The 9,084-nt window shown below is 37.0% G+C and carries 5 protein-coding genes; 4 read left to right on the top strand and 1 reads right to left on the bottom strand.

Going from position 1 to position 9,084, the window contains the following annotated elements; translation table 11 throughout:
- Positions 1–642 precede the first annotated feature (642 nt).
- Complete coding sequence (locus L1286_RS10085; RefSeq protein ID WP_235406811.1) at positions 643–1,512, top strand: DNA replication terminus site-binding protein; 870 nt, start codon at positions 643–645, stop codon at positions 1,510–1,512.
- 59 nt (positions 1,513–1,571) lie between these two features.
- Here the strand turns inward: L1286_RS10085 and L1286_RS10080 are convergent, their stop codons facing one another.
- On the bottom strand, positions 1,572–2,786 hold the full coding sequence (locus L1286_RS10080; RefSeq protein WP_235406809.1) for a replication protein A: 1,215 nt from the start codon (positions 2,784–2,786) through the stop codon (positions 1,572–1,574).
- A gap of 709 nt (positions 2,787–3,495) precedes the next feature.
- Here L1286_RS10080 and L1286_RS10075 point away from each other — a divergent pair.
- The 3 genes from L1286_RS10075 to L1286_RS10065 all read left to right on the top strand — a co-directional run bounded on the left by L1286_RS10075 (position 3,496) and on the right by L1286_RS10065 (position 8,952).
- Entirely contained in the window at positions 3,496–4,725 is a 1,230-nt protein-coding gene (locus L1286_RS10075; RefSeq protein WP_235406808.1) for an AAA family ATPase, read from the top strand.
- A gap of 16 nt (positions 4,726–4,741) precedes the next feature.
- Positions 4,742–5,707 carry a ParB N-terminal domain-containing protein gene (locus L1286_RS10070; protein ID WP_235406807.1) on the top strand — a complete coding sequence of 322 codons (966 nt, stop codon included), beginning with the start codon at positions 4,742–4,744 and terminating at the stop codon, positions 5,705–5,707.
- A gap of 146 nt (positions 5,708–5,853) precedes the next feature.
- A complete protein-coding gene (locus tag L1286_RS10065; protein ID WP_235406805.1) occupies positions 5,854–8,952 on the top strand; it encodes a DEAD/DEAH box helicase in 3,099 nt (1,032 codons plus the stop codon).
- Positions 8,953–9,084: the final 132 nt, after the last annotated feature.

Genomic DNA, 9,084 nt, shown 5'->3' with positions numbered 1-9,084 from the left:
CAAACTCAACTGCCAAACTCAACTGCCAAACTCAACTGCCAAACTCAACTGCCAAACTCAACTGCCAAACTCAACTGCCAAACTCAACTGCCAAACTCATTTTGTTCATTAAACTTATGAATGAGTACACACCTTTATAAATTTATTAAAATGCCTTCTATTAAAAAGTAACAAGCCTCATTTTTTAATGTTAAGAGATAAGACCTTAAGCATAATTACTTGATACTAGTGATAAGTTTTAGCTATACTATAAGGAACACATCATACTATATCTAATTTCACTTCTAACTTAACAACATCGAAAATATATACAGAAAGTTACCAATAAAACGACACGTAGAGAGCTGTTTGTTTTAGATAGATACAAAAAAGTTTTTTTGATATAATAAAAGAACACATCATACTTTAATTGTTTTTCAAATTGTTAAACTAAATAATAGTATTTAAGATATTTCCATCCAAAAACTAAACTGCTACGAGCAGCTTTTAATATATTTGAGATTTGAGAACGTACCTCAAAAAAGCATGATGTGTTCTACTGATAATTACTAGCGTTTAATTAAATGTTTCAATTAACTAATAATTGGATATATCTAAAAGATTTAGCTATAATAATAGGAACACATCATACCATTAGAAAAAATGAGTAAAAAATTTAATCTCAGAAGTAATTTTGACTACCTTAATGATCAAATCTCACTGCTTTGTGATGAAATTAGGGATAGTGAAATAGTAACTTGCTATTATTTTTCACTTCCAGATATCACTGAAGAAGACGAAAATAAAGCCCCCGAAGAAATACTTGTTAGTAAATTGTCCGGTGAATTAGCTTTAGAAAAGTGTTTATCTGGGTTTAAAGATCTTTTTGTAGATGATAAAAAAAGCGGAAAAATATTAACTAGGCACCCTGGTATAATTGCGGTAAATGACAGTGATTTAAAGTTAAAGTCACGACTTATTGACGTAAATAAAGCTAAGCAAAGTTTTAAAGATGCTATTTTAGAAATTAACAATAATGATGCACGTTTTGAAGCTGTTCATGATGCTGTTCCAAACTTAATTACTTTAGCAGCATATCGGAAGATACATTTCGAAGATGCAATTCCCTACTCCGTTCGTTTTACTTGGATGAAAAAGCATTCTTCCATTACACTATCAAAGCAAGCTGCACTGGAAATGTTGAATAAATCGTCTGGTTATTCTAACCCGCGTGTTATAGATCAACAAAGTTGGTTTCAAATTGTTGAAACAGAAAAGCTACGTGTAGGAAGCTTAAACGAGAAAAGTAAACTTAGAATAAAGAGGCCGACTCGAGTAACACCTGAAGTTAATATCAGATTCACGGCAAAAAATAGATATCATGTTAGCGGTGCACTTCCTTTTATATTACTAAATCCTCAGAAAGAAACTAAGCTAGGTGAGTTACCAGATTACAGCGCAGCCAATATCGATACCAGAAAAAAAGATTATAGTTATCTCATTGAGCGTATTTATTTAGAAACTTTGGACTAAGCGGTTGATAATATAGGGCTACGCTCAATTTAACATAATTAATTGTAGCTCTATAAACACTATTTCTTAACTATTTCTTCTAGAATGTCTTCATCAATAATTTCTGCATCTTCTACCAATCTCTTACCGCCTTGTATTTCGATGCGTTTATTGTGTTTGTTAAGAGCAAGAATTTCTTCACAGAACTGAGCCGAAGGATGCATTTCATAAATGTAATCTATGATTTTTCCAGTTTGCTCATCTTTTACATTCGATATGTTGTACTCTGAAATAGCACCTTTTTCTATTAGGTCCTTCATCGTCGTAGTCATATCACGTCGAAGCGCTTTCAATTTATTATCTGTTATTTCATCAGAAGAATAGATGGAACCGTATTTTTCCATAATTGACAAAAGTCTAAAATGATAGGTTTTACCTGGAGCTGCATAACGCCATAAGTGATAGAGTCTCAACATCATCCATCGAGATAAACCCCGTTTTAGTTCTTGTGCGCTATTAAAATAATAGCCTTTGTACTCCAAATTATCGATCATGTTGTGAACAAAGGCATTTAAACAAGCAACACATTTTATATTGCCACCCTGCCCTTTTTTTCCACTAAAATGCAATGACGATAAAAAGTTCATATTTGACTCATAAAATGAATCATCAACATCGCTATTTTTAGTATCAGTTGCTCGATATTTAAACGAGAGTTTTGAACCTTGAAGTGCTTCCAGTGATTCTTTTATTTGTGGATAAGGCATAGATTGCCCAACAGCTTTGAGCTCCTGAGCTAGTTCGTTCATAGAAAAAATAACCGCATATTGAATACCGGACTTAAAATTGATTTTAACAATCTTCCCTTTTGATGCCAGTCTAATAAGTGCGCGCTCTACTTTTTCTTCTCTATCAGATGGCCAAACCAAAAACTCTGTTTCATCGCCATCTTTCTTACTGCTAACAACGGCGGGGGTTATTTTAATTTCGCCATCATAAAGAATCCCATCAACCTTCTCAGAAATCCTACGCGTAATGATGGTTTTTTTCGGTGCTTCTTCTAATGGAAGTTTTTTGTGTCCGGAGCGTACAAATCTACCCCATAAGTCATAATGGTTGAACGTATTGGAGTATGCTCTAAGCCCATGATTTGTATTTTCCAAAGAAATTCTTACATCTTTGTTGTCTGTAAATAGTGCTAAGCTTTCGTTATCAATCGCACTTTCAACCCCATGGATTTGACCACGAAGCGAGTCAGGGAGGTTATCAACAGAGATGTTTACCTTGCGGTTCATTTTATTACTTCCAGATTCTTTCGACAGCTAATAACAACACATTCAAAGAGAAAAGTTAAATGATTAAGTTAGTAAAAAACTGATCTGTTCTCAAGTTTTTCTTCAGATCAATTTTTTACTAAGTGATGTCGCTTTTCGGATCAGTATTTTACTTAGAGATGTCCAAAATCAGCGAATCTTGGCTATTTAGCGTCCCTAAAGTCACAGTTTTTCGGCATCTTTGAACTCGCTTGTGTATAAATGGGATATAAATTAGTAAAGATCAGATCTATCCATGGTATAGATCTGATCTTTATTAACTAGAAGAGTTCGTTTTTTTAGTATTTGTGGATATCTGCTCCAATCAAGTTGGTATAAATTAGATCTCACCTACCCAATTTGTTCATAATCCTGTTGATAACCTGTGACTATCTAGATTGATTAGTTTTTAGTTAGTATTTTTTCGATCTGTCAGTACTTAAAGATCTGATCTTTACCACGTATTTTATTGATCTAGAAAAAACATAAAAGACTATAAAAAACAATGATTTATAATCTATATTTTACACTCTATCCTTATATACCTATATATTTAACCATATCTAAACTCCTTATTTATTCTTTATAGCAAAGTCTTAATAGTATTTTTTTGTGATGTCATGCTTTTTATATGTTTACGTTTTATTTAATGGACATTATAATATTAAGTATCAAGTTAAGGAATATTAGTATGTCTATCAATAGCAATGCTCTTTCTACTTATAAATTGTTGAAAGCAACAGCCGAAGTTGCAGAAAAATCGTTAGAAGGACGTATTCAACATTATCGTGCACACCTAAAGTCAGAAGACAAAGAGTTACGAACATATACTCAAAAGGCAGCTGCGGATCTATTGGGTGTCAATAACAGAACTTTAAAAAGAAGACACGACCAAGGCGATTTTGATCATTTAAGCATTCAAAAGGGCGCGAATGGGCATTATGCATATACCCTTAGCAATATTTTCGCGATGGCAGATACACTTGGGATCCATTCTGATCACAGATCGGAGCAAGATAAATTACAAGTGATCGTGATCAATAGTTTAAAAGGAGGCTGTGGTAAAACGACCTCATTGGTAAATTTGGCGGCTGCACTCGCAACCACAAATATCAAAAGATACAGAATAGGTATCATTGATCTGGATCCTCAAGGATCTTCTTCTAGCTTTTTTCCATCTCGAGAACATGATCCAATCACTGTTGGCGATTTAATGAGAGACTGCATAGAGTTAGACGAAGGAGAAACTTGGACCCAATTAGTTTCTGATTCATTTCAAACAACGCATATTCCTAATATTCGTATTCTGCCTTCTGGTATGGATGACTTTTACTTTGAGCATGAAACTGCAACTGAACTAAAAGAGTCTTCTGGATATGACAATACCAGACACTATCACAAATTAAAGGAGCGTGTCATAGAGCCCGTACAGGACGAGTTTGACATTATTCTGATAGATACAGCCCCTTCGTTGAATTTCATGTTCTACAATGCACTGATGGCGTCTACAGCCATGTTAATACCGGTTCATCCTGAGGCCGTAGATTTCGACGCAAACAACAAGTATCTAAAACGCCTTGGTGAGATTTATCATACTGTTGCGGCTCTGGGCCATGAAGGTTGGGATTTTATGCAGTTTTTAGTCACCAATTATGTCAAAGGTAATCATTCTCAGCGTGATATCGTCAAAGACGTAAGAACGGCATTTGGTAGGCAAGTAATGAGTTACCCTATCAACCATAGCTCTGCAATTACGGCAAGTTCTTCTTCATTCAACACTATCTTCGATCAAAAAACGTCTGATTCTCTGGCGAGCCGAGAGTCATTACTAAAATCACAAGAAAACATTAAAGATGTTGTTGATGAATTAGAAATGTTAATTCGCTCTAACTGGGCGTCAACTCAATCAAGTTTAGACTAAGAATACAGGCTTAAATATGGCTAGAAAACGTAAGAATGATACAAGAATAGATCCCTTTGCAACCCCTGTAGAAAGCAGTAGTCTAGACGATTTATTAGGACAGGCATCTGTTGGCCAAGAAGTCACCATGCCAGCACCAAGTGATCCCAACAGACAGATCAAACTGATCTGTGAGGTCATTCCATTTCAACAAATTGAACCGACAACTTCTGTTTATGGTAAAAACCGCCGCGAACAGTCCCTATTGAATGAAAAGTCAGTAGCCGACATATTACCTGCCATTAAAGCAGACGGTAAAAATATGCACCCAGCGTTATGTTGGAAAAAAGGCACTTCACAGGTGGTTTTGTCTGGCTCTAGGCGACGTATGGCGTGTTTATTGGCACAGGCTGATTATATTGTATTTAGTTCTGAAGATTTCACAGACGAAGATGCTAAGGCGCTTGCAATATCATCGGATCAATACATTGCACCTAGTCTATGGGAACTTGGTAAAGCGTATGTTCAAACGCGTCAAAAATTGCAAGATGTTGGAAAAAAAGGCTCATATCGAGAAATCGCTGCGATTGAAGGTGTATCACACACTGCTGTTGCAGATTCAATAAAAGCGTATGAGCAAATAGACAAACAAGTTGTTCTAATGTATCCAACACCAAATCATTTAGGGCGTGAAGTCGCAAAAAAGCTTATTGCTGCGATTAAAGAACACCCTGAGCAATTTGCACTGAAAGTGTCTGAGTTTTCTGATTCCATTCTAGAAGACAACAATATGAGTGACGAAAAGCGTTCGATTGCAATTACAAAGCACCTGACTACATTCGAGTTAGAGTCTACAAATCGCAATGAATGTTTACTTGAGAATAAATTTGTCAAAGTACAAAGAAGCATTAACTCAGGTGCAATTACCGTTAAAATTGATGATAAGGTGCTGACAGAGAAGCGGTTAGAGCAATTGCAAAAATTGTTAAGCAGCTTTAATTAATTTGTTTAGGCCTAGATAACTAGGCCATACTTCTCTCTTTTTGACCTCCAACCAGTCAAATTTTCGTAATTTTGTGCAATTTGCCTCTTTAGCTCATTTCCGTAATTTCATATACTGGTCTTTTACGTCCTTTTACTTGTTAAATAATGTCCTCGCAGTTATCGAAAGAGCAGCTATTAGCTTTATTTGAAGAAATTAAACAGGAACAGTCATCTCAGTTCCCTTTATCAGAGCGCTTTCTCAAGCAGTATTTCAGTTCTGCTATGTTGGCTAAGGCGAAAGAGTATCTTAATGATGATCAAATCTGCTTTTTAGAACACAGCGCCGATTTTTCTCGTATTGATGCACAGGTTATGGGTAACTATGGCAATACGTTCACCCAGCATATTAAAATCGAGCAGGTAAGAGGAACACCTTCCGTTGAAGCGCAGTGTTCTTGTTCTAATAATGCTAAATGTCGTCATATAGCCGCGGTATTACTCAAATTAAAAGTAGAACACTCTGGCGGTTTTGGTGAGTCGTTCATTGTCAATGATTGGTTTAATGAGCTTTCCTTATTACAGCAAGCCTCTGATTTAGATGCCACAAATGTGTTGCTTTTTGTAATTGAGCATCGTGGAAATGAGCTTTTGTTAAATCCTAAGATGTCTCCTCATAAACCTGATGGGCATTACCCTCTTGGCCGTGTTCTTACCGAGAAGCAATTAAATGCGCACGTCCCACCAAAAGACATTTTAGAAAGTGATTACAGGCTATTTAGTTGGGTACGTTCACAAAACACGCCCGGTCACTTCGAGCTATCCGGTAGCTGGGGGTTCGCGGCTTTACAGCAGTTGGTTGCTACAAAGCGTTGCTTCTATGGCAACAGCCGTAAACCGTTGCAGTTTGGACATATGCAGCATTTAGATTTCAGCTGGAAGGCAGAAAAAGACACATTTAAACTCGAAAGCAACCTAACAGATGTGGAGCAGTGGCTGTTAATAAAGTCAGACCCACCGGTTTACTTAGATACAGATAAAATGCTGCTAGGCAGGATTGAGTCAGAGCTGAGTGCGTCTGAAATATCGCATCTTCAAACGATGCCTAGTGTTCAAAAAGACAAGGTTGAAGCGGTCATTAAGCGCTTTCAAGATGTGTTTGCTGATAACGTAATACCTCCTCCTGTAGGCTACGAAAAGCTGCTGCAAAAAAATAAGTTAGTTGCAAGGTTAGACGTAATTGAAGGCGAGTTCAAACAGCTAGCTTTATCTCTGTGCGATACAAAAACAAAGTACTCGAGCGAAAAGCAGTTGAATCGTTGTGAAAAGTTGCTATTGGGTCTCGGTTTTGAAGCGCAAAGCGACGGCTTTAGATTACCGGTAGATGATGACGTTGCGTACCATTGGTTTAATTGTGAAGTCAGGCCCTACCTGCAAAGAAAAATGTGGCAGGTCGATGAAATTCAGCAATGTAAAAAAGTCCAACTGCCAAAAGTGACATTGCAGTTAAAACGAGATAAAAAGCACCATGTGATTGGTAAAGTGATGTTTGATGACAAACTCATTTTACTCGATTGGGATAAGGTGCAAAGCCATGAAGTAAACTCTATTGCAAATGTGTTCCAGTATGTTCAAATTGCTGAGCAACACTATGCAATTTCGAAAGAAGTCTATGAAGAGTTGTTGCTATTAAAGACTAGATTTAGTTATTACTTGTCTAGTTCACAGTTTAAATTCCCCCTCTCCTATGCAAAGAAACTATTTGAATTAGATGCTGTTGAAAGTGTCTCAACGGATGAACGTCTACTGGATTACTTGGCAGAATTGAGTGAGCCCGTCAGTGAAGACGCATCTATGTTAGGGGGCAGCCAACAAACGTTCACATTGCGCGATTACCAATTGCAAGGTGTCAATTGGTTAAAGTTTTTAAATCGACATCAGCTTGGTGGAATTTTAGCGGATGACATGGGACTCGGGAAAACCTTACAAGTCATTGCTTACTTTATTTCTCAACACAATACTTTGGTCACTAAGCCATCTCTTATTGTGTGCCCGACTTCTTTGGTTGGCAACTGGCAGAGTGAATTCAAGAGATTTGCACCACATCTACCTGTGTTAACTGTGCATGGCAGTAACCGTGATAAACAGTTAAACCAGGTCTCTCAGGCACGCTTTATTATTACAACCTACCCTTTGTTAAAACGCGATTTAGCGCATTATTCAGAACTTCATTTTGACTCTATTGTGCTAGATGAAGCCCAATATATTAAAAATGAAACGGCACAAATATCTAAATGCGTGAAACAACTGTCTGCGGAGTTCAAATTATGCTTGAGTGGTACACCTGTTGAGAATAATTTGATGGAACTCAAATCATTACTGGACTTTGTAATGCCGGATGTTTTGGGTACCAAGCAGCAATTTAAACAGTACTTCCAAGTGCCTATTGAAAAAGAACGTGATAGCCGTAAGGCCAAAGAGCTACAGTCATTAATCGCGCCTTTTATTCTACGAAGAACAAAATCCGAAGTGGTTCGAGAGCTGCCCGCAAAAACTGAGCTGATTAAAAAACTTGAGTTTAGTGCTGAGCAAGCTGTGTTGTATCAGCATGTTCAGAGTCAAGTAGAATCGAGCTTAATCGATCTGTTTAAAGAGCAAGGTGTCGAAAGCAGTAAATTGGCATTTTTGGATGCTCTGTTAAAGTTGAGACAAATTTGCTGTCATCCTGGACTGGTAGATAAAACAACCGAATATCATCAGAGTGCTAAATTCAAATGGTTAGGCGAGCATTTACCAATTCTTTTAGAAGAAGGTCGTAAAATTATTATATTTAGCCAGTTTACGACCGTGTTAGATATGATATCTGAACTTTGCACAGAGCAACGTATTCCTTTCACAATGCTGACGGGTCAAACTAGGCAGCGAGACAAAGCAATCGGGCGATTTACTGAAGGTGAAGTTGATGTATTTTTAATTTCGCTTAAAGCCGGCGGTACGGGCTTAAACTTGACTCAGGCCGATACTGTCATTCATTTTGATCCTTGGTGGAACCCTGCTGTTGAGAATCAAGCAACTGACCGCGCGTATAGAATTGGTCAAGATAAGCCTGTATTTGTGTATAAGCTTATTGTTGCCAACTCAATAGAGCAAAAAGTTTTTCAAATGCAAAAAGATAAGCAAGCACTCGTAGATGCCCTATTTGCTGATGCTGGGGTTAAATTAAGCGAATTCAATGAGGCACAAATGTTGGAATTGATAAAAAATTAAAAATAATTTTGAACTTTCCAATCATGTTAAAGTCTACTTTAATGCACGTTGTTAAAGCAGTTAAACAATGAGCACATGTTGATTTCCCCTTATTAATTACGTTACGTTTTTGTAATAAACCAGCTCACTTGA

The organism is Pseudoalteromonas sp. SMS1, assembly GCF_021530565.1.
GTDB lineage: Bacteria > Pseudomonadota > Gammaproteobacteria > Enterobacterales > Alteromonadaceae > Pseudoalteromonas.
Note: the sequence above shows the minus strand (reverse complement) of the source record. Positions and strands in the feature narration are given on the sequence as shown.